The organism is Coleofasciculus sp. A1-SPW-01, assembly GCF_040217205.1.
Lineage (GTDB): Bacteria > Cyanobacteriota > Cyanobacteriia > Cyanobacteriales > Coleofasciculaceae > Coleofasciculus > Coleofasciculus chthonoplastes_A.
In genome coordinates, this window is sequence record NZ_JAVJNP010000042.1 from 109,918 (window position 1) to 132,458 (window position 22,541).

The 22,541-nt window shown below is 45.8% G+C and carries 16 protein-coding genes; 5 read left to right on the top strand and 11 right to left on the bottom strand.

The window, feature by feature from the left end; genetic code table 11:
• The first annotated feature begins 327 nt into the window (after nt 1-327).
• Both RH949_RS07375 and RH949_RS07380 read left to right on the top strand, forming a co-directional pair.
• Nucleotides 328-1,674 (top strand): pentapeptide repeat-containing protein, encoded by a 1,347-nt coding sequence (locus RH949_RS07375; protein ID WP_446352399.1) that lies wholly within the window; start codon nt 328-330, stop codon nt 1,672-1,674.
• 126 nt (nt 1,675-1,800) lie between these two features.
• Nucleotides 1,801-3,456 (top strand): dipeptide ABC transporter ATP-binding protein, encoded by a 1,656-nt coding sequence (locus RH949_RS07380; RefSeq protein WP_446352400.1) that lies wholly within the window; start codon nt 1,801-1,803, stop codon nt 3,454-3,456.
• A gap of 310 nt (nt 3,457-3,766) precedes the next feature.
• Here the strand turns inward: RH949_RS07380 and surE are convergent, their stop codons facing one another.
• On the bottom strand, nt 3,767-4,444 hold the full coding sequence (gene surE / locus RH949_RS07385; protein ID WP_446352401.1) for a 5'/3'-nucleotidase SurE: 678 nt from the start codon (nt 4,442-4,444) through the stop codon (nt 3,767-3,769).
• An 810-nt stretch (nt 4,445-5,254) separates the two neighbouring features.
• Between surE and RH949_RS07390 the strand changes: the two genes are divergently transcribed.
• Nucleotides 5,255-5,878 carry an alpha-ketoglutarate-dependent dioxygenase AlkB gene (locus tag RH949_RS07390; protein ID WP_446352402.1) on the top strand — a complete coding sequence of 208 codons (624 nt, stop codon included), beginning with the start codon at nt 5,255-5,257 and terminating at the stop codon, nt 5,876-5,878.
• Between the two features lie 27 nt (nt 5,879-5,905).
• On the opposite strand, the gene RH949_RS07395 is transcribed toward RH949_RS07390, so the two are convergent.
• Nucleotides 5,906-6,202, bottom strand: a complete 297-nt coding sequence (locus RH949_RS07395; RefSeq protein WP_006098075.1) for a hypothetical protein — start codon at nt 6,200-6,202, stop codon at nt 5,906-5,908.
• 334 nt (nt 6,203-6,536) lie between these two features.
• On the opposite strand from RH949_RS07395, the gene RH949_RS07400 reads away from it, so the two are divergent.
• Nucleotides 6,537-6,755 (top strand): hypothetical protein, encoded by a 219-nt coding sequence (locus RH949_RS07400; RefSeq protein ID WP_006097839.1) that lies wholly within the window; start codon nt 6,537-6,539, stop codon nt 6,753-6,755.
• A gap of 33 nt (nt 6,756-6,788) precedes the next feature.
• On the opposite strand, the gene RH949_RS07405 is transcribed toward RH949_RS07400, so the two are convergent.
• Nucleotides 6,789-8,225, bottom strand: coding sequence for a YcjF family protein (locus RH949_RS07405; RefSeq protein WP_446352403.1), 1,437 nt, complete (start codon nt 8,223-8,225; stop codon nt 6,789-6,791).
• A gap of 277 nt (nt 8,226-8,502) precedes the next feature.
• On the opposite strand from RH949_RS07405, the gene RH949_RS07410 reads away from it, so the two are divergent.
• Nucleotides 8,503-9,741, top strand: a complete 1,239-nt coding sequence (locus RH949_RS07410; protein WP_446352404.1) for a tetratricopeptide repeat protein — start codon at nt 8,503-8,505, stop codon at nt 9,739-9,741.
• A 149-nt stretch (nt 9,742-9,890) separates the two neighbouring features.
• Here RH949_RS07410 and RH949_RS07415 read toward each other — a convergent pair whose 3' ends face one another.
• From RH949_RS07415 to RH949_RS07450, 8 genes are all read right to left on the bottom strand, one after another.
• Entirely contained in the window at nt 9,891-14,228 is a 4,338-nt protein-coding gene (locus RH949_RS07415) for a CHAT domain-containing protein (protein WP_446352405.1), read from the bottom strand.
• Between the two features lie 408 nt (nt 14,229-14,636).
• The gene (locus RH949_RS07420; protein WP_446352406.1) at nt 14,637-17,306 is read right to left on the bottom strand and encodes a carboxypeptidase-like regulatory domain-containing protein; all 2,670 of its coding nucleotides are present in this window, start codon (nt 17,304-17,306) and stop codon (nt 14,637-14,639) included.
• Nucleotides 17,307-17,511: 205 nt separating this feature from the next.
• Nucleotides 17,512-18,330 (bottom strand): P pilus assembly protein, chaperone PapD, encoded by an 819-nt coding sequence (locus tag RH949_RS07425; protein ID WP_446352407.1) that lies wholly within the window; start codon nt 18,328-18,330, stop codon nt 17,512-17,514.
• Between the two features lie 346 nt (nt 18,331-18,676).
• The gene (locus RH949_RS07430) at nt 18,677-19,261 is read right to left on the bottom strand and encodes a hypothetical protein (protein ID WP_446352408.1); all 585 of its coding nucleotides are present in this window, start codon (nt 19,259-19,261) and stop codon (nt 18,677-18,679) included.
• Nucleotides 19,262-19,313: 52 nt separating this feature from the next.
• The gene (locus tag RH949_RS07435) at nt 19,314-19,793 is read right to left on the bottom strand and encodes a hypothetical protein (protein WP_446352409.1); all 480 of its coding nucleotides are present in this window, start codon (nt 19,791-19,793) and stop codon (nt 19,314-19,316) included.
• 420 nt (nt 19,794-20,213) lie between these two features.
• Complete coding sequence (locus RH949_RS07440) at nt 20,214-20,792, bottom strand: J domain-containing protein (protein ID WP_006098117.1); 579 nt, start codon at nt 20,790-20,792, stop codon at nt 20,214-20,216.
• Nucleotides 20,793-20,858: 66 nt separating this feature from the next.
• Entirely contained in the window at nt 20,859-21,455 is a 597-nt protein-coding gene (locus RH949_RS07445) for an ATP-dependent Clp protease proteolytic subunit (RefSeq protein ID WP_006098200.1), read from the bottom strand.
• Between the two features lie 210 nt (nt 21,456-21,665).
• The gene (locus RH949_RS07450) at nt 21,666-22,322 is read right to left on the bottom strand and encodes an ATP-dependent Clp protease proteolytic subunit (protein WP_044204190.1); all 657 of its coding nucleotides are present in this window, start codon (nt 22,320-22,322) and stop codon (nt 21,666-21,668) included.
• Nucleotides 22,323-22,541: the final 219 nt, after the last annotated feature.

Below are 22,541 nucleotides of genomic sequence, written 5' to 3' on the forward strand. Positions count from 1 at the left end.
TGAAAATTGTATAAATCGTAGGGTGGGTTAGGCGAAATTTAATTCAGGCGATAATTATTTAATCAGCTATCCGCCGTAACCCACCGATATTCAGGTGGGGAATGGCAAGCTACGTCATACTCGCTTTCATCGAGAAGCAAGCTACGTTTATGTAAGGGGTTGAGCCAAAGCGCCATTGAATAAAGGGCGGGTTTTGTTGTTCAGTTATCGGTAACCAGCCCAATTGAGTCCCTAAACCCGCCCCTACAATGGATTAATAAATTCTGAATTCGAGTTTTTTTACATGCTGGTTTAAAATAGTAAATACTTATCTATACTAACTATTCTATGCGTTTATCCACGATTAAAACCCTGCCTTTAGCCATCGGCTTTACCACTATCGCTCTAGTTATCCTGCTATGTCTCAGCAATTCCGTGCAAGCCGCCAAAGATCAAGATGTAGAAAAGCTCTTAGATGAAGGAGAATGTCCGACTTGTAATCTGCGGGGAGTGCGTTTGAGGAAGCGGAATCTCAGGGGGTTTAATATTGAAGGCGCTAACTTAGTTGAAGCCGATTTAAGAGAAGCTGACTTACGGGAAGCCCGACTTTCTGGGGCAAATTTAGAGGATGCAGATCTCCAGAATGCTAGACTCGCTAACGCTAATTTATTTCGATCTAAACTTGTTAAAGTTAATCTACAAGAGGCGGATTTAGAAGACGCGAATCTCCAGAATGCTAATTTACAATTTGCAGATTTGCGGAAAGCAAACCTGATGAATGCTTCATTACAGAATGCTAATCTGACTCGTACCAATTTACAGGAAACCGATTTAAGACAGGCTAAATTAGCCAATGCATCTCTAGAAGGAGCCAATCTCGGTGACGCTAATTTAGAAGGAACCTCATTAAGAGGGGTAAACCTCAAAGGCGCTAACTTAGAAAATGCCAAGTTATTTCGCACCGATTTAAGGGGAACCCAATTTAATAGTCAAACGGTTCTGAATGACAAATGGTTATTTGTTTGGGAGTTGGTTAATCAAGGAATTTCCGGACAAGCGTTAGCGGGGGCGGATTTGTCAGGTGCGAACTTAGAAGGGTTGAATCTGGAAAACGCAAATTTAGAAAATGCCAATTTAGCTGAAGCGTATTTATTTATTGTCAACTTACGAGGCGCTAATCTGCAAGGTACTCAGTTGACTAATACGGAATTGCGCTATGCTGACCTGAGTAATGCCGATTTAACCAATGCCAACTTAAGAAATGCCGAACTCGGAAATGTTAATTTAGCCGGAGCTAATCTAGAAAATGCTAACCTGAGAACTGCCAAAATTAATGAAGAGACTACCCTTGACCCCAAATGGCGTTTGGTTTGGGAAATTGTGAATCAAGGGGCTGAGGAACGTGAACTACGGGGTGCTAATTTATTTAATGCTAATTTAAACGGAGCCAATTTCCGCAATGTGAATCTGAGTGGTGCGAGTCTGTACAATTCTGACCTTCAAAACACGAACTTTGAGGAAGCAACCTTGTTTCAAGCCGATTTGAGCAATGCTAATTTAGCGGGGGCGAATTTGCAGAAGGCAAATCTACAAGAGGCGAATCTAGAGGGGGCGAATCTAGAGGGGGCTAATCTTAACCAAGCGAATCTCTGTAACGCAATTCTGCCCGATGGGACACAACAATCTTGTGAATAAGCGAAGCGCTTCGATACATAACCGATAAGACGGTGCGTTAATGGCAGCATCTGAAGGTGGGGAGGGCGGGTTTTGTTGTTCAATTATCGGTAGGTATCAAAATTAAACGGCTAAACCCACCCCTACATGCTTATGACTTTATTTTGTATCGAAAATTTACACATTGCCTATCCAACTAATCCGGGATATTGGGCGGTGAATGATGTCTCATTTACTCTGAATCCTGGAGAACGATTAGGATTAGTGGGAGAGTCAGGGTGTGGCAAATCCACTCTGGGACGCGCTGCGATGCGGTTATTACCAACAGCAACAAAAATTGAAGGACAAATTAAATTTAAAGGACAGTCTATTTTTGAGTTGAACCCAACTCAACTGCGCCAGTTTCGCGGGGGAGTGGTGGCGCTGGTATTTCAAGATCCGATGACACGCCTTGATCCGTTGATGACGATTGGGGATCATTGTCTAGAAACCTTACAAGCGCATCAACCTCAGTTATCGCGTTCTGAGTGTAAGCAAAAGGCAATTGAAACCCTAGAAGCGGTGAAGATTCCGGCTAACCGTTGGTCCCAGTATCCCCATGAATTTAGTGGCGGAATGCGGCAACGAGTCGCGATCGCACTCGCCCTATTACTCAATCCTAAGATGATTGTCGCGGATGAGCCAACCACAAGTCTAGATGTCACCGTCTCCGCCCAGATATTACAGGAATTGACGCGACTTTGCCAAGAACGGGAGATGGCGCTGTTGCTAATTTCCCACGACTTAGCCATGGTAGGGGAATATTGCGATCGCGTGGCGGTGATGTATGGGGGCAAACTGGTAGAAATGGGGGCAGTTGGGGACATTTTACACCACCCTCAGCATGAGTATACGCGATCGCTCCTGCAAGCGGCGCTGCTTATGCAAACGGTGAATGATGGGGAACAATGTAGAGACGTTGCATGCAACGTCTCTACATCGAAGAACAATCTACCAACACCCATTCTCCGAGTGCAACAGTTAAAGCAGTATTTCACCTTAGAACAAAATTTTATTGCCCAATTGTTTTCCCGCGAACCTCAACTGATCAAAGCCGTGGATGAGGTTAGCTTTGATCTGTATCCGGGTCAAGTTTTGGGATTAGTGGGAGAATCAGGATGTGGAAAAAGTACACTATCGCGCACAATTTTGCAACTGATTCCGCCCACCTCTGGTATTGTGGAATTCCAAGGCATAAATTTAACCCAACTGAACCGGAAATCCTTGCGGGATATGCGGCGACATATTCAAATGATTTTTCAAGATCCCTTGGCTTGTTTGAATCCCCTAATGAGAGTGGGTGATAGTATTGCTGATCCTCTATTTATCCACCACCTAGCGACAGCAACAGAAGCGAAACAGCAGGTGATGGAAATGCTGGAACGGGTGGGATTAACGCCTCCAGACGACTACTACCACCGCTATCCCAGAGACTTATCCGGAGGACAACAGCAACGAGTCGCGATCGCGCGGGCGTTGATTACTCGTCCCCGTTTGATTATCTGTGATGAACCGGTGAGTATGTTAGATGCAAGTGTGCAGACGCAGGTGCTGGAATTAATGCGATCGCTAAAACAGGACTTTGAGTTAACCTATTTATTTATTACCCATGATCTCTGGGTAGCCCGGTTTTTCTGTGACGCGATCGCGGTGATGAATCGGGGTCAGATTGTGGAAATGGCAGAAACGGAAGACTTGTTTACGAATCCCCAGCATCCGTATACCCAAACCCTGTTACAAGCTGCACCCTTATTGACAGTGTAGGGGCGGGTTTCACTACTATCCTTTCGGTTACACCCAGATATAACTAGGGCTTGCTGAATAAGTGGTGAGGTGAGGGGGAGCAGGGGAACACCTCGACTTCGCTCGGTGTGTCAGCTGAGGGAGCAAGGGTACATTTTCCCTGAGCAAGGTGATGCCATACTTAGGAAGGATGCTACCCCATTTCCTGGCACTTTATCCACTGTCCATACGCCTCAAAGTATTGATGGATCAGGGTTTCCGGGTTGTGCAGTAAGCCCTAACTAAACCCGCCCCGATGCAGGTTGCTAGATTTCCCGTGAAAATTGGGAATTCAAAGTGACAGGAGAGTCACGGCGATACTACCGCCAAAACAAATATCAACATCTGTACTTGGGGCGCGATCGCGTTTGGCATATTCGCCTTTATAGTAATAGTGATCCCCCTCTACAACATAGTTAACGGGTAAGGGCTGAATACTCGGTTTACAGAATACGATATCAGGTTCTGGAGAACCGGGTTCTAGGTGAGGTAAATTCACATTCCAAAACATACCTGGATGAGTGGGACGTTGAAATAACTCTCCTAACACTCGTGTTGTCCAACGGCTAGCCACTTGCCAATCAATCACCAACGGGCGTTTAATCCAGTGGGAAATCGCAATCCCTGGAATTCCCAGAATTGCCGCTTCCCGCACCGCCGCTACTGTCCCGGAAATATGGATATCAACCCCTAGATTACCGCCTGCATTAATCCCAGAGAGTACCCATTGGGGATTTTGCACCAGTTGAGTCAGGGCGAGACGGGTACAATCGACAGGCGTTCCGGCTACCGCGTAGGCAAATTCTGAGCGCCGTTGGACATGGATCGGCTGATGCGTGGTAACTTGATGACTACAACCGGATAAATGGGTTTGAGGCGCAACGATAACGCTTTTACCCTTAACCGCTTGCTGGAGTGCTTGAATCCCTGGAGCATCTATTCCATCATCATTGGTGAGAATTAAAGTCATTTTATGGGCGCAACTGATAACACCAATGTTCTAGCATAGCGGTAAATTGTTAATTGTTGATTGCTGACAAAACTGTGGCGGGTAATATCCCTATCGTTGAGACAAAATAAATTAATAACCTGTAATGGAATGGCACAACTAAAATAGGGCTTACTGTGATGTAAGCACAAAGCGTGCTATAATGCCTAGCTGGAGAGGGCTAAGGTTCCCTCACTACGAACCAATTCCAATCCATCAATTAAGATGGGTCACGTCAGTAGGGTGGGTTAGGCGGGTATTTGCTTAACTGGAAGTTGGACAAACAAAGTGCGATCGCGGTTGGGAATTTGGTGTTTTTTGCTCGGGTTTCAGGTTAATATTAAAATATGATATCGGGACATAAAACCCAATGTAGGGGCGGGTTTAGGGACAAAATTAATGGAGCCACCAATCACCTTTCTACAAAACCCGCCCTGCCCAAACCTTTCACTGCGATCTCGGTTGCGAATAAGGTGGGTTGGGTTGTCCAGTTTGGGATTAATCGATTGCCTTTCGGTGGGGGAATGGGCGGGTTTTGTTGTTCCGTTATTGGTGGATATCTGAATTGATTCCCTAAACCCGCCCCTACATCTAATTTTTCTGGCCCAAATGCCTTGGCGAATAAATTACGCAAATTTATTTTTTGTCCAAAGTACAATCCTTAAGCCAATAACCTTTTAATCCGGTATCCGCCGTAACCCACCAATAAATATATTGAGATTCATTTTATATTTTTGATAGGTTAAAATCCCATGAGTTAATTATTCAATTATAGATTAAAATTTGCCCAAAATGATACCCTCGTCAAAGTTGCTAAATCTCGATGTAGACCCTAAATCAGACTTTATTGTGCCAGAAATACCTGGACTAAACTTAATCCATGATTATATCAATACTCAGGAGCAAAATCAATTACTGGAGATTATCGACCAACAGGAATGGTCAACCCAATTAAAACGCAGAGTACAACATTATGGGTATCGCTATGAGTATCAAAAACGGACATTAACCTCTGCCAGCTACTTGGGAGAATTGCCAAATTGGGCAAACCAACTGGGGCAAAGACTGGTTCGCGATCGCGTCACCCCAACTCCCCCCGATCAACTAATTATCAATGAATACTTACCTGGTCAAGGAATTACCAATCATGTTGACTGTGTTCCCTGTTTTGGTAATACCATTATCTCTCTAAGTTTGGGGAGTTGTTGTGTGATGAACTTAACCCATCCACCCACGCAAACCCAGATTCCTGTTCTGCTATTACCGGGGAGTTTACTTATTTTACAAAGGGTTGCTCGCTATCAGTGGCAACATGGAATTCCTGCTCGCAAAAATGATAAGTATCAGGGAAGAGAATTCGGCAGAAGTCGAAGAGTTTCGCTTACATTTCGAGAAGTTGTGTTTCCGTATAAATAATTGTGACAATGCACCCCTTGAAAGGTTTTACCAAGCTTGAGTTGAGCGCGATCGCCGAACGTTTTTAGCGCTTGTCGCCTTCAGTTCGAGTTGGATAGTTGCCGTTTGTAATAATCCCAACTCCTCAGCAAGGCGTTCTAATAACTCCCGCCAACGTTTTGAGACAGCATCTTGACTTTTTAAGCCCAAATCAGCAATTAGTTCGACTTGAGTTTTACCTTGTAGTTTACCCTGCCATAGTTTCTGATACCCTCGATTAGGATAACGTTGATCGAGTGCTGAAATAGCGGCGATGGCTCGGTTGATTAAATCAGTACGCTCCACAGCCTATAGCATTTCATCTCTTTTTAATCACAATCTGTTGAGATGCCATGACACAGTTTTAACTTCTAAGGTAGCGGTACCAGGCACTCTATCCCGATAGCGCTGATGAAAGCTGTATCACTATATATAGCAACCGCCATGGCTGTTAGGACACATCATTTATGTAGAGACGCGCCATGGCGCGTCTCTACAATGGTGCCGAACGTCCTAATCGATGTGTCTATTGCTATAAGACTGAAACATACTCTTACAGGGTTCTCTATCCATAATCTCAGCCCTGACTATCATGTACAGCTATTAGTCATGGGTCGTTGACACAAGGGGTTTTACAGAAATGAATTATCAAGACAAGTTGAGTCCGTGGAAAATTGTCCGCTTGCAGTCCAATTTACAAAATGTCATTGTGGGTCGCTTCCGTCGTCGTGGCGATGCTGAAGGTCATTTGCATATTCTGAAGCGAATGATGCCTGACTTACAATTCGCGATTGTGTTTGATGTGGGTCACGCGGAGGAGTCTATTCCTTCCGTTTTTACGACTGAAGCAGAAAATTAATCGTGTAGAGACGCGCCATGGTGCGTCTCTACACTAGACTGACGCTGAATTTAAGCGCAAACGTTTTACCGCTTGCTGAACAAATCCCTGTAAAAATGCTGTCCGTTGATTTTGTTGGAAAACAGTTTGCAGTTTCTCTTTCAGGCGGTCAAGATTTAAGGGGTTATCGGCTGCTGTCGGTTCGCTAATCTCTTGGTCTTGGAAATATTCGATTAAACTCAACCCCGCTAATCGAGTAAGATAAGCTGCGCTAACGCCTTGCACTGCACCGCCAGCGATATAGGTAAACGCATTGCTTTTGAGAATACCACCGATAGTTTGGGTGGAGAGTTCAACCAGACCGAGTTTAACCATTAAGCTACCCAAGGTTTTGGCAGCAGATTGGGCTTGGGATAGGGAAAATTTTTGTTGATAAATTTCGGCTAATTCAATCACTAATTGGCTACTAATTGCAGCCGTGGCGAGTAAATCTAAAGCGGGAACCGGATTGGCAAAAGCAGTGGCGGCGGTAATCCACTGATATTGTTCAATCAGGGGTAAAGCGCGATCGCGTCTGGCTTGATTTAAGGCGGTTTTGGCTTCAGCTTTGAGACTAATCGCGGATCTGAGAGTGGTTCCCCAGATTAACTGTTGGGCGTCTTCAGTTAAGATGGGCTGCAATCGTTGCGTCAAAGCAGTGACATCAGGTGTTTGCGCCTCTAACCATTCTTGGATTGACCCATCAGATTGATGCTGGCGCACTTTTAGAGGAGTGGGAGACGCCGCGATCGCAATGATATCCTCTGGGGGGAAAAGTTGGGCGAGTCGGTGTCGCAGTTGTTGCAACACTAGCACTCGTTCTGGGGGTAAATACTGGTCTTGTTTATTAAAGATGAGCAGAAGTCGCTGATTCTGCGCTTTCAGATGCTGCAAAAGCTGAAACTCGGAATCGGTTAAATCACTGGTGATTACAAAGAGGATTAAATCCGAGTTCGGGATCATCTCCTGAGTGCGATCGCCTGGGAATAAGGCGGTAGTTTCTTTTACGCTAACCGTGGGGAATTGTTCGGATAACCCGTTCAAGTTTAAGACGTTCACTAAACAGGATTTACCGACGCCTTTACCGCCAGTGACAAGCAGTTGTAATTCTTGTCGATCCAATTGGCTGGTTAATTGGTTAACCTGCTGTCGTAATGATGTGCTATTTTCAGACTTCTCGACTTCTGTTTCTAGGCGGGAGATAGCGACTTCAGCTTGAGCGATCGCCCCCTCTACCGTAGCTCGATCTAGAGGCGAGGATATCACAGATAACTCCACCGAACTTGACCCTCGCTTCTGAAACAACCATACCCCACTACCGAGTGCGATCGCGCCCAAGAGTCCAACTTCTCCCCACTCCGCCACCGACTGATGCATAGTGTCTAGCAGCCATAATCCAAAGGATAAAGCAATACCGCCCACTAAAATAGGTCGCCGCAACTGAACCGCCATATCTTTTTTTCTAACCTTACTTTCACTACAATAACGTTTTCCGGGGATTTGCAGAAGCCTTACCGGGTCATTCTTGTCGTAGATAGGTTGTCGGTAAAGTCTCTATTGAGTTTTATTTTCTCTGCACAACAAATATAAGAAACATTCATCCCTCTCAACCCTAGACTCTATAGAAAAACCATTTTGACATAATTTATTTATTTAGGAAGAGTACAGCTTAAAGGCTTGGCAGCTAAAATTAAACTGGAACCTTGATCACGCCTGCCTGAGTCTACCTATGTTAATTAACGAAATGAGTTATGAGTGGGATTCCCTGCCTAAATCTCAACAACATTCACACCCAACTTTAACAATTTCCAGTCCCTTATCCTACCGTCAAACCGCTAAGGACAAGGCGAATTTAAAGGTAGAAAAAGCAGATGCTTTAGCCAAAAAAGGAGATTATGAAGGTGCGCTTCTTTATTACGATGAAGCAATAACACTTAAGACCGATTGCACCTCAGCTTGGTATCATCAGGGGGTAGCGTTACAGCATTTAGAACGTGAGGAAGAAGCTTTAGCGAGTTTCGACAAAGCGTTAAAGTTTAATCCTGATAATCCAAAAATATGGAACTATCGGGGGATTACACTACAAAAGTTAAAACGCTACGACCAAGCGATCGCGTCCTACGATAAAGCGTTAACCTTAAACCCAAATGATGTCAAAGTATGGTACAACCGGGCAATAGCGTTGCGGAAGTTCAAGCGGTATGAAAAAGCGATTGACTCCTACAATCACGCCTTAGCGATTAACCCCAACTATGGGAAAGCCTGGATTGATCGGGGGAACACATTACGGAAATTAAATCGCCAGCAGGAGGCGATCGCATCATACAATCACGCCTTGGCAATTCAACCGGATGATGATAGAACCTGCTGTAATCGCGGTTTCCTGTTGTATCAGTTACATCGTTATCAAGAAGCGCTGACATCCTTCGATCAAGCGATCAAGGTGAATCCCAACTCTGATAAAGCTTGGCATAATCGGGCGATGGTTTTAAATCACCTCGAACGTTACGAAGAGGCGGTTGAGAGTTGCGATCGCGCTTTGGAGATTAATCCTGATTATGAATTAGCCTGGAACACTAAAGCTGTTGTTCTGTTAAATTTAAAACGCTACGAATCGATGATTGAGTGTTATGATCACTCATTACAGATTCACCCCCAAAATTATTACACTTGGTATTTGCGCGGTAAAACCTTATTTAGGTTAGGGCGCTATGAAGACGCGATTGACAGTTATGATCAAGCCTTAGAACGTAAACAAGATTATCACTACTGGACAGAACGGGGAAATGCGCTTCAGGAATTACATCGGTATCAGGAAGCTATTACCGCTTACAATCAGGCGTTAAACTTGAACCCCAATGATGATGAACTGTGGATGCTACAAAACCTGGCGACTAATCGTAGGCGTGGGCAAAAATGGCATCAAAAGCTAATGGAATTGTGGCAGAAAATTAAAGCCTTGTTTTAGCAACGTCAAAGGAATAATGACTGTTTTTACCCTATTGCCTATTGCCTATTGCCTATTGCCTATTGCCTATTGCCTATTGCCTATTGCCTATTGCCTATTGCCTATTGCCTATTGCCTATTGCCTAGCGCGTAGCGCGTAGCGCTATAACTTACCACGGACTACCAATCATCATAAATCCAGACCAATAATAAGGATGAGATAAATCAACCTGTCCTAACTCAGCCAATTGTGGCGGTAACGATACCCCTCCTCGCGTTCCACTTCCGCGCAATTGTCCCCCTTCAATCACGACATTTCCCCGCAACATCGATAACTGGGCTTCTCGTAGCGCCTCTGCTTTAATTTGAGTCTGACCCAATTGGTTATACAACTCAGTCATTAAAGCCAATGTGCCTTGGTCACTTACTTGCCAAACACTACCTAAAGCACTTTTCACACCCGACGCCACCGCTAATCCAGCAAAGCCTAACTCCGCCTGATTATCCCCTACCGCCGTGCGACAAGCCGATAATACTAATAACTCCACAGGCGGATTATCCCAATTCATCTGTTGCATTTGGTCTAAAGTTAGCTTATCATTCCACAACTGCACATAGGAATTACTTGGTCCGCCAGATTTAAAATCGGCATGAGTTCCTAAGTGAATAATTTCATAAGGATAACGCTGGCGTTCTTGAATTAAATTCTCTAAGGTAAACTCCTGATTGAGAAAAACTTGACCACCCACTTCTTGGGCAATCGTTGATAACTCTACCGGAACCGCTGGTAACGGATTAAGTTCCGTAAATTCTGATGCCCCCATCGCTAAGATTCGCGGATTTGTCAGCCGCTGATAATTACTATTCATCAGGCTGAATGTGGGAATCATGCTGAGGCTGTAGTTTTCAATCAAAAACTGTTCACCATCATGCAAGACTGGCATAGGTATTGTCCGCAATCCCGCATCCATGGAAAAGAGTAACGTATCAATTTCAGCCGCTTCCAGTTCCGATGCAATCGGTGCAATTAACCACTGATAAAGTTGTTGCGCGGGTTTCAAATAACCATTCCCCCGACGGCGAAATGCATCCGTCAGTTGAACTCGCAGTTCATTTGTAACTCTTAGAAGTTGGTCACGATTAACTGGGATAACTTTAGTGACAGGTTCAGCAGCGGCGGTAAAGAGGACTAATTTCACTCCATCGGGTTGGGTTACCGCATAAATGACGGCGGAACGATTCCCAGTTTGACGTTCAATTTCTGCTAATGTTTGTTCAATACTGGCTAAGGAAATTGAATACTGAGAGAAATCTCGCCCAAAGTAATCCGCAAATTCTTTCAGTCGGGCTTGTTCTAAGGATTCAATATAGCGATTCGTCGCCCCTGTTGCATCTTGTAGGGTTAAAAGGGCGGTTGAGGCGTTGATAATCGGCAGCGCTTGATTAACATTATCGGTAGTGTTGATAAAAGACGAAGACTCACCAAGACTGTCTAAATCAATTCCGTTATACAGATTGTAAATAACATCCGGGGACAGCATTAAGTCTGGAGAAACAGGCGTTTCTGGCGGTACAGGTGTCTCTGGAGAACCTGCACCAATAATCTGAATATTTCCTGTGGTTTGATTACCGGGAAAGGATTCCACCGGAGAAATTGTCGCATCACCACTGGTAAGGGAGGCGGCTATCCCATTGATACTAGCATCACCGATTTCAAAGGGAGTTTCATTATCTCCCCCATGGTTAATTGTAATCGTACCCCCTTCACTCCCCCCAATGGTGGAGATACTTGCAGGTATGCCATTAGCAGCGGTAAAGATATCAGTGGCGCGGAAAAAGCTGTCAGTGGTAATATCAACGGCACCGCCTGTGATACCCCCTTCTGTATTAATCCAGCTAACTTGAATATCATTAGGGGCATTAAGGCTAACATTACCCCCTCCCCCGGAACCACCAGTGGTGTTAATTTTCCCAGTGGTAATTTCCCGATTGGCTTCGATGACAACATCCCCACCATTCGTCGGTGAACTACTATCCAGGATTCCACTACTAGCATCAATACTACCGTCGCTAGTCAATGTAATATTTCCAATACCTTGAGTTTCAACCGTACCACTTCCCAGCAGAGAAATACCAATATTATCTGAGGCGGTTGCATCTTGACCTATACTGCTAAGAAGAATATCCCCTGTATTAGAACTTACCTTTGTCCCCGAATCCTGAATCTGAATTCCGCGACTAGAAGCCTCTGTTCCCCCTGTACCCTCTAGAGTAATATTCCCTGAACCTGTGGATTCAACCACACCGCCACTCAGCATAAAAATACCAAAGTTATTGTTTCCCGTGGCATTTTCGGCTTCACCTCTTAGGAGAATATCACCATCGTTTGAACTTACGGTTCCTGAATTTTGAATCTGAATCCCTCGATTCCCATCTGTTCCCGTTTCCGCTGTACCCTCTAGAGTAATATTGCCGATTCCTGTGGATTCAACCACCCCACCCAGCATAAAAATACCAAAGTTATCGTTCCCGGTTGAGTCTCCACCAATGCCGTTAATTAAAATATCGCCATCCTCGGAACTTACCCGTGTTCCAGGATTTTGAATCTCGATACCGCGAGTCGCACTTGTCCCAGAACCACCAGTTCCCTCTAAAGTAATAGTACCTGTTCCTGTTGATTCCACAACCGTACCATTAGTCAGAAAAATTCCCGTTTTTGCTGCACCGTCACTACTTCCTCTGCCAGTAATCTCAATCGCACCATCTCCAGAATTGAGAGTTCCACCATTAAGCTGTACCGTTCCAATCGCATCACCGCCAAAGTTCCCCGGTTTTATGGAAATATTACCCCCATTGGTGAAAATTTGCGAGCCTGAGTTCATCACAAATTGGGCAACTCCGGATTCTCGCTGGGTGGCTACTGAATTTTCATCATTAATTGTGGCGCTAAAGTTGCCGCCGTCTAAAGTAATGACTACATTATTAATCGTGATACTTCTGCCCGCTTGCAGCGTCAACGTGCCAATGTTACTGGCATTGATACTCTGATTAATCGTAATATCATTATTCGCTTGCAGAACCACATTCCCCATTAGGGCATTAAATTGATCCGCATCAAAGGTAACTGACTTATCTGAATTCTCACCAAAGGCATTATTGAGATTGAAATCATCTGTTCCTCCATCACTAATCGTGATATTCTTCGGATCAAATAAGATAGTTCCTAGATTTCCCGATGTTGCCCCAACATCAATCAATCCTCGGAAAATCAAACTATCTCTAGCCGATATCTCCACCAAACCGCCATCACCGAAAGTTTCGCCCCCCGTGGCACTCACACTGCCATAAAAACGGTTGATTTCATCTGCCCAAGCCACAACCAGCCCAGCATTTCCATGTTCAAGTGCATCAGCATAAATAACGGAATCTGAACTTACAAATGTCTGTAAAGCATTCGGTATCGTACCTTGTCCTTGAAAGCCGCCACCAATCAAAACTGTGCCACCCCCATCACCACCAGAGGCATTAATTGTGGCATTGATGACTCCCACTTGTTCGCCCACTAGATAGACATTACCCCCCACTTGTTCACTAGCGGTATCAATCACGCCAGATAAAATTGTTGTTCCTGATATAGTGGGAATTACCACATCTGAACCGATGAGTCGCACCGTATTTGCTGACTCAACAATAACGCCTGTACTCTCTTCATCTTGTCCGGTGAGTAACTCAGCTAATTGTAATGGTGAAATTCCTTCTGCTGTTGGCAGGGAATCTTCCCCGGTTGCAGCTTCAATTTCTAACGACAGTAACATCCCGGCTTGAGAAATTCGGACTAACTTTTCTCCAGGAACCGCCGTAACTGTAATGGTTCCTCCGGGGGCGGAAAGGGTTCCCGTATTAATAACTTGACCCGCTAGTAGGGTTAAATTTTTGCCCTCACTTACTGCCAATTCACCTGCATTAATAATGCTTCCGGGCTGATCCATCGTAAACGCAAAACGATTCGGAGAACCGACTAAGGATTGATAGTCCGTCTCACCACTGAAATTAAACCAACCATTCTCAAACCCAATTCCATTTGCCGTCGTCGCCGTAAAACTTCCTGGCACATTCAGACTGGCATCCGACCCAAAAATAAACCCCGATGGGTTCATCAGAAATAGATTAGAGTTTCCCCCACTGACCTGAATTAACCCATTAATAATCGATGCTTCGTTCCCAGATACTCTACCCAAAATATTTTGAATCTGAGGATTCGATAAAAAGTTAGCAACTTGATTAGCATCGAGTCCAAATTCCTGGAAACTATGGAACAAATTCGCGCCATCTCCGGAAAGCGTTCCGCCTGTAATATTAAACTGGTTCCCTTCTAAATTAATACTTGTATTCGTTCCATCATCAGCCGCCGTTATCGACTCGGCTTGTAGTGGTTCCTGCTTCAGAAATACCAATGGGATGAACAAGACTATCCCTAACCAACGGCTGAACTGAATCGGTGTAGACATGAGTTTTCCCTGATTTTGAGGTAGAAATGCACTGGACTGGTTTAATGGATTAAATCGATCAAAAATCACCCTATCGGGGGTAGTGAATCGACTAAGAAGAGGTTGTTATTGATAACCTATCAACCCAAGCTATCTTTAGTTTCGCTTTAGTGAGGTTGCAGGGTTACTACATTTATGCCTGATTTTGTCGCATTTTTCTCTAGTATAAAGAAATAAATGTCAAGTGTCAGCGTGCTAGAAAAAAATCTAGCTAAAATGAGTTAAAACTACAAAACTATGCTATAGCTTCAGAACTGAACTTTTGATGAGGTTTTATATTATAGAGTATGTCTCAAGGATTTGTGAAATCTTGGGTTCCCTCTTTTCTCGTCCCGGATTGAGTTAGGGCGATACGTCCTATCGGACACGCTAGCGCGATCGCAGATTCAACTCCTGAAATGGTTCTGCATCCTCATCCAGAGTAATTGTCCCTGGTTGGGCGGGTTGCTGATTGATTTGCAGCGTGAATGTCCCCTGGGGTAACTGTTCCAGATAATAAACACCCGCCCCATTCGTGACAGAAAATCGTCGTTGTTCGCCATCGGCGCTAATTGCTTCTACCCTCGCCCCAGCAACCACATTCCCTTGGGCGTCAGTCACTACCCCAGAGAGAGTATAGGATAACACTAAGGGAACCTGTACAAGTGTATAACTTCCCGCCACCACTTCAACCGCATAAGCATCATTGACGGTTTGCCAATCTAGGGGAAATCCAGACGGATCAAAGTCGAGACGATAGATTTCCGGTGGTAAGCGTAGCCGAATTCCATTGGCTTGGACTTGGGGACGAAAGGATTGAATCGGTTGGTTATTCAGAATTAATAATAACTCTGGATTTTCGGTGTAGATGTCTTCACCGCTATCTAACTTACCATTATTGTTATGGTCAAAAAACGGCTGAATCAATATCCCGCCGCGATCGCGAAACCGATCCGATTGGCGATCGCCTGGAGTTACCCCTTCCTGTACATTTAAACTCGCCACCAATTCTAAGCTATAATTCGCCTCATTTGAGGTTAGCGATACCCCATCATACCGCCCCCGCACCAGCACACCTGGTATAATCGTCGTCTGTACCTGGGCAATCCAGCCCGAACCCTGAGAACCAACCCCATAACCCAACTGAGTGTCCCACAAATAACTCCCATCGGGCGATCGCGCTTTGGATCGATAACGCCAGCCAATTGTGGCGAAAGTATCCCCCTGCTGAAGGTTGCGGGTTTCATAACTCAGCAGTACAGAATAGCCATCACCGAGAAAACGGCGCGATAGATTATAATTCAACTCAGACCGAAATCCCAACTCATTCCCCTGATGATTCAATTGGAGAAATCCTAACCGTTGTGTCGCATTCCAGCGCCAGCGATTTTGGTCATCAAGCGTCGCCCGGGCAAAGGTAAAAAAACCACGACGACTGAATCCTGTTTGCATCCCTACCGCCGTCCCCTCGCGACTATTATAGGTTCCCAAAACCGTCAAACGCGGAAAGATGCGCCAATTCAGGTTAAGCCGTTGGGACAAGCGATCGCTATTAAACTGTAAACTAATCGTAGAGGTTGGTTCATAACGCAAATTCGCATTAATATCCCAATCCCCCTCTTGATCTGGACTCAACACCGACGCCGCCACTTCCAAAGGTATCCCATTAGGGCGAAAAAATACATCCGCTAATCCCCTCGCTGCTTGGTCATAAATCCCCCCCACCCCAATCGTCAAATCTTCCGATACCCCCCACCGTTGGGCAATTCCCCCCTGAAAATTCTGCCATTGTCCAATAAAGTTTTGATTGTTCAATCCAGGTGGTTGATGAGTCCAACCTACCGAAACAATCGTCGCCGCAGCCCCATCCGGAATTTGCCCCGGAACCGTCGAAAACGTCGCCTCTCGCACCTCCGGTTGAGCCGAAAGGCGTCCTTGAGGATATAATAAAACCCGATAATTCCCCAACCGTTGACCGCCAATCGGTACATCCTCAAACCGATAAACCCCCGACGAATCCACGAGAACTTCAGCCAAAACGCGATCGCTAAATCCCTGTGTCAGCCGTACCAACGTCCCAGCTTCCGCTTCACCCACAATCGTCTGTCCCACCTGCGACGCCTGTAACCGTTGTCCTGGACTAAATCCACCCCCACCAAACGTCACCGGAGGTGTAAACCCTTGTCGCTGAATCGTCGTGATTCCCCAATAATCCCCCCTCCCCTGACTTCGCCAAAACGTCGGTTGAGAACCCACCACATAATCCGCCGCATCCGTTTGTCGCAAATACTGGGCTTCTGTGAGACTCCAACTCGGCGAGTCTAAGAAATCCGGTTGATTTACCCGGACATACCAACTCCCTGATAACAACGTCCCCACCGCCGCTAATTCCCCCCGATAACTCAGAGACGAAGACTCAAAACCCGACGTTGACTCTGATCCAGTCGCCGTAATCCGTTCCTCAATCGCCGTTAGCGTCAAATCCGTCGGCGTAATTCGAGGTAAACCGTCCAGTTGAACGGGGGTTTCTGTCGCCGCAATCCCCCCCGTTTTCTGTCCCAACCACGGCGGATTCAGGATAATCGCATACTCATTAATATCAAATTCTGCGGCAACACCGAGTAACGTTTCTACCTCTTGAATCGACAACACCAACCCCAACTCCGGGTCATTCCGTAACTCTTGAGGATTCAGGCGAATAATCAATCCAGGCGATCGCACGTCTAATTGTCCATCCGCTAACGGCGTCACCTCCAGCTTCAACGCCTGAACCACCGCATCATAAGGAATCAACCAATTCTCAAACTCAACCGCTTGACTACCATCTTCCTGTCCCCGTACCAAGACACTAAAAATCACCGGACGTCCCCCAACATTCACCCCCACCGGAAAAACCGTAAAACTATCAGAATTTTCGATAACCGGAGTCCCTGAATCCTCCCTCTCAATTTGACTAATTGTATCCTCATGAAAATTGGAATAGCTAACAGAACAAGCCTTAGCCGCCATTCCCACAACCAAACCAACAATTATCGCAATTTGCCACAAAACAGAATCCACACGTAGGGGCGCCCGGAAAACCTACAATTTTTAACATAAACCCCTTTTATTGGGACGGGGAACAAAACGCATCGACTCCCCAACTCAAACCATCAACAACCCTCTGCGTTCCTCTGCGCCAACCTCTGCGTTCCTCTGCGTTAAAAACGATCAACATAGAATAAAATTCAACTAACTTCCCAACTGGCTAGAGTGTCGAAATAATTTAATTAGTGGCACTAGCCGGAATCATCAAATCAACACTAAACGGCTGTGTCCGTCGCTCATCATCTTCAGCCCAGATCAACTCACCCGTAACCTGATATTGACCCGCCGCCAATTGCCCTTCATCAGGATAATTCAATAGAAACTGACGCTCACTCTCAGCCACAATTCCCGTCGGTTTCAAACTCCCCATATCTATAACCGTATCTCCCTGCTTTAACCTCCAACTCACCGCTGCTCTAGCCGATGCCATTCCAGTATTATTCACCAAAACTTGAATCTGTCCTAGTTCTGAATTCCAACTCCCACTCTCCACTGTCAAATTTGGCGATAACTCTCCCTGACGCACATAAATTGTTGTGCCAATTCGGGCAGTTAAAGCGACAGAATTGCCACCACTATCCGTCGTTTCCTGAAGCGTTTCCGTAAAAACAACGGCTCGATATTCCCCATCTGGCAAACTGGGTGGAAAGCGAGTAATTAAACGGATGCGTCGCTGCACTCCCGGTGGTACAGTTAATTCCCTGGGTGAAAATTGCAGGTAAGGCGTTAAATCGTTAGGGCTAGACTCCAAGCTTTGAAACCCATTATCCCCATAGGTAAAGGGTTCAGCATAAACTCGTCCCCGAAAAGGTTGATTACTGGTATTAGTAACATTAATAATCGCCTGAGCTTGACCCCGATTAGCTTGGGCTTCAATCACTAAAGGAGAAACACTCATCTGCGCTTGCGCCGCACCTGCACAGAGTAAAGCCGCCGATAATGCCCAGCGACTGAGGCGGGTAACGGTTGGCAAGACGGAATTAAAACCTAGAGTCATAGCCGTATCAGGGAAGGGTATCAGAGATGGGTAGGGGGTAGGGGGTAGGGGCGAGTCGCTGCACTAACGTAAACGGGACAACCGACTAATGAACTCGACTCGCCCTGCTAACGTAAATTGGACAACCGATTAATCAACTCGACTCGCCCTGCTAACGTAAACGGGAAAACCGATTAATCAACTCGACTCGCCCTACTAACGTAAACGGGAAAACCGATTAATCAACTCGACTCGCCCTGTTTGAGAATGAGAAATTGAAATACTCCCCAACTAACCCTGATTTGGGTATCGTTGGGGTCTTCTTGCGGAATTGGATAAGGGCTAAGGTTCCCTTACTACAAACCTCCTACGGAACAATTGTTAAAGTGACAGCATACTGATAGATTCCAGCTTCAAAAAGTCCAGTGTTATCAACGCCCAGATCAACTTCTACAGTTTGTCGCAACCCGTCACCAGGGTTAGGAGGAAGAGGAAAAATGGGCATAGATAAACCAGGACTACCCCCACTACCGTCAGCAGGACCGCTATAGAATGTTTCTGCACCTGGAACTGTTGCCCGTGCGTTTAAATCAGCATCTAAACCTGGGGGTAAAGCACCCGGAGGAGGAGGGAATTCTGGATTAGTGGGAGTAAAAGAGACAAAACGAGCATCACTAATTTGAAGTTTTGCTCCTGATGTATTACAGGAAACATCAACAGTACCCGATACACCTCCCGGCGCATCAGAGGTAATAATTGCACTCCCAGGTCCTGGACCCGTTGGTGGTCCACCGCCAGAATACACCAACACACCTGGAACCGGAGTCGCAAAACTACAACTCTCCCCAATATTCCCTTCAAAAATGACATCAACGGATTGCGCCAACACGTTCGGACTAAACGCCACCGCACCCGCCAGAACAAAGCCAGATAAAACTAAACGACGAATCATGGTAAACCTCCTTAAGGTATATGCACAAATAAACCAATCATCGATAAGCGAATTAAGGGATAACCGTCAGCGTCACCGCATAATTGTAAGTCCCAGCCGGAAAGGGTACCGGTCTTTCCACACGCATATCGACTTCTAAATCACTAATTCCCACCGGAAGATTCACCGTCACATCCCCCGTATCCGCCGTCACCTGTTGTGTACCAAAGCTGACAAACGTGATGTATGTTGTGCCATCCGGATCAGGTGTTGACCCAGAGATGAAACTCGGCGGTGAAACTGTGAGTGTAGCAGAGGTGTTAGACTGTAACGTCACCGTTGCTGGATTGACAGATTCTATAACATTAGGCAGTTGAACTGAACCACCGCTAGCCGTTGTTTCCACCGTACCCAAGACAACTTGATCAAACGTTACTTCAATGGGAACACTAGCTGTAAATGGAATATCAACGGATTGAGCCAGCGCCTCAGAACTCAACCCTATAGCACTGGCTAGGGTTAACGTTGATGCAACGGCATAAAAACGAAACATTTAACGCTCCTCTAGGGTAGCTGTTTCAAGTCTATCTTAAGTTTTGCTAGGACAAAAATCTAATTTATCCTTTCACTAATAATTCGTCAATTTCTTTTAAATTTCGTAATCTTCCCCAATCCGGGGATTGAGTAATATCATGTCCGGTCAAACCCCCCTGAAGAAAAATGCCTGAAACCCTGGTTATTACAAGATTGCCATTATTGGCAATCCTCAGGACATGATATAAAGGGCGACCCGATCAGATTAAGTGGATACAATTGTTGATTAATGCAAGCGGGTCGCCCCTACAGTGAGGATTAAACTTTGAAGTGATGATCGAGTCTATAGGTCGGCACATTTTCCCATGATAAAAGTATAGCAAAAAAAGAGCGATCGCACCCAAAACCCCCAAAAATCTGTGACTGTTTTTAAGTATCGCTAAACCATCTGTTCCATACGGCGAAAATCGAGTTCGACTTCTGCCCATAACGAACGATTGTGAGGATCAGTTTTTAGGGCTTTCTTCAAATAAATTCGGGCTTTATTTAATTGCCCATCCTTCACCAAATACCGTCCCCAACATTGATAGGTAATCGCTTGCCATTGTCGCACCTCTGGGTCTTGGGGAATCCGTTGCGCCAACCCCTCCACCAGCGCGATCGCCCGGGCAAATCGTTGTTCTTTAAGTAATTGCTGTAAACGCTCATAGAATGTCCATTTGAGCTGATATTCAATCTCTGATAGAGGAGGAATGGAGGGAGGTTGGGCTGGCGGCTGCTTGGTCACCGTAACCGTCTGGGAATCCTCCGCCGAGTGAGTTGTCCCAGACGGTTTAATCGCATTCAGCAGCAGCTTATACGCCTGTGTCAACTCAATAAACTTAGTTTGAGCCAGCCCGTCACCGACATTGACATCCGGATGACACTGGCGTGCTAAACGCCGATACGATGCCTTAATCTGCGATCGAGAGGCGCCATCGCTTAAACCTAACAATCGATAACAATCCGCCAGATTCATCTCAAGGACAAGCACTGATAGAGGTAGAGGCAGTATTTTAGAACTGCCCCACCGATTCTGTCTATCTTAACTTGCTCGTTCCTCAATCACCCGGTCAATCAGTCCGTATTCCTTCGCCTCTTGCGCGGACATGAAAAAGTCGCGATCGATATCTTTTTCAATCTTCTCAACCGTTTGACCCGTCTTATCCGCGTAGATTTGGTTGAGTTGACGCCGGATACGCAAAATCTCCCTGGCTTCAATCTCAATATCCGTCGCTTGTCCGCGCACACCGCCAGAGGGTTGGTGAATCATAATCCGCGAATGAGGTAACGCCAACCGTTTCCCCTGCTTCCCCGCCGTCAGCAGGAACGATCCCATCGACGCCGCTAAACCGACACAAATGGTCACCACATCCGACTTAATATGCTGCATGGTGTCATAAATCGCCATGCCTGCGGTAACTGAACCACCGGGAGAATTGATGTACAGATAGATATCTTTGTTGTTGTCTTCAGAATCCAGGTAAAGCATCACCGCGATGATCTGATTAGTAATCTCATCATCGACTTCTTTACCCAGAAAAATAATCCGTTCCCGATAGAGGCGATTGTAGATATCAATCCAATCGCTGTAAGGAGAACCAGGAAGTTGATAAGGGACTTTAGGAACGCCAATAGGCATAATTTACTCCGAATTCTAGAAAACGTTTTGAATACTGTGTAGGGGCGGGTTTGACAACTATCGTTTCTTCCCTCACCCAAATTCAACTAAACCTGCCCCAGTACGTGTCATGGTTCGTCTGGTAGGATGGCAATGGTTTAGGCATTAATCAGGAGGGTTGTCTCGAAGGAGAACAGCAAAACTGCCTGAATGTCGTTGAAAGAGTCGCGATTAAGACGCACTGGCGGCGATAGCAGCCGGAACCTCATCGCTCTCTAACACCCGATCAATCAAGCCATACTCTTTTGCCTCATAAGGCGTCATGTACAACATCCGCTCCATATCCTTGGTAATCTTTTCGGCAGATTGACCCGTATTTTTTGCCAAAATCCCCATCATGGTGATCTTATTGGCTAGCACTTCCTTCGCCCGAATTTGGATATCCGTGGCTTGACCCCTTGCATAACTCTTGGGTTGGTGCAGCACAATTGAGGCATTGGGTAAGCTTGCCCGACAGCCTTTTGTACCCGCTGACAGCAACATCGCCGCCATCCCCATTGCCGAACCAATACAAATGGTATGGATGGGGGGTTGAATGTAATTCATCGTGTCACAGATGGCAAAGGCTTCGGTTTCAAAGCCAATCGGTTCACCATCGTAACGGGAGGTTCCTGTGGAATTAATGTAGATTTTAATCGGCTTGTCGGGATTGTCGTACTGCAAATACAACAGTTCTGCCACAATCAATTCGGTGACTTGTGGCACCAAGGGTAAACCTAGATAGACAATCCGCTCATTGAGGAGCAGTGACGGTAAATCGGGTGGTGGGGTGCGGTAGTTTTGCCGACCATAGTAAGTTGATTGAACTGCCTGAATCGGTTGTTTCATGTTTTCCGTGTACACGACTGCATATTTGTAGAGTTAGGCATAACGTAGACCGCGTAGGTCTTAGGCTGGTCAGGTATGGACAATTTCGGTACCCCCGGCTTAAGCCGTGGGGTTCCTGACTGGGGAATGCAATAATGGCGCTATCTTTAAAACATAGTAGCGTGCTTGTGAAGTTGGCTGGGGGGGTTCTTTCGATTGATGGCGATTCGGGGTGTATCC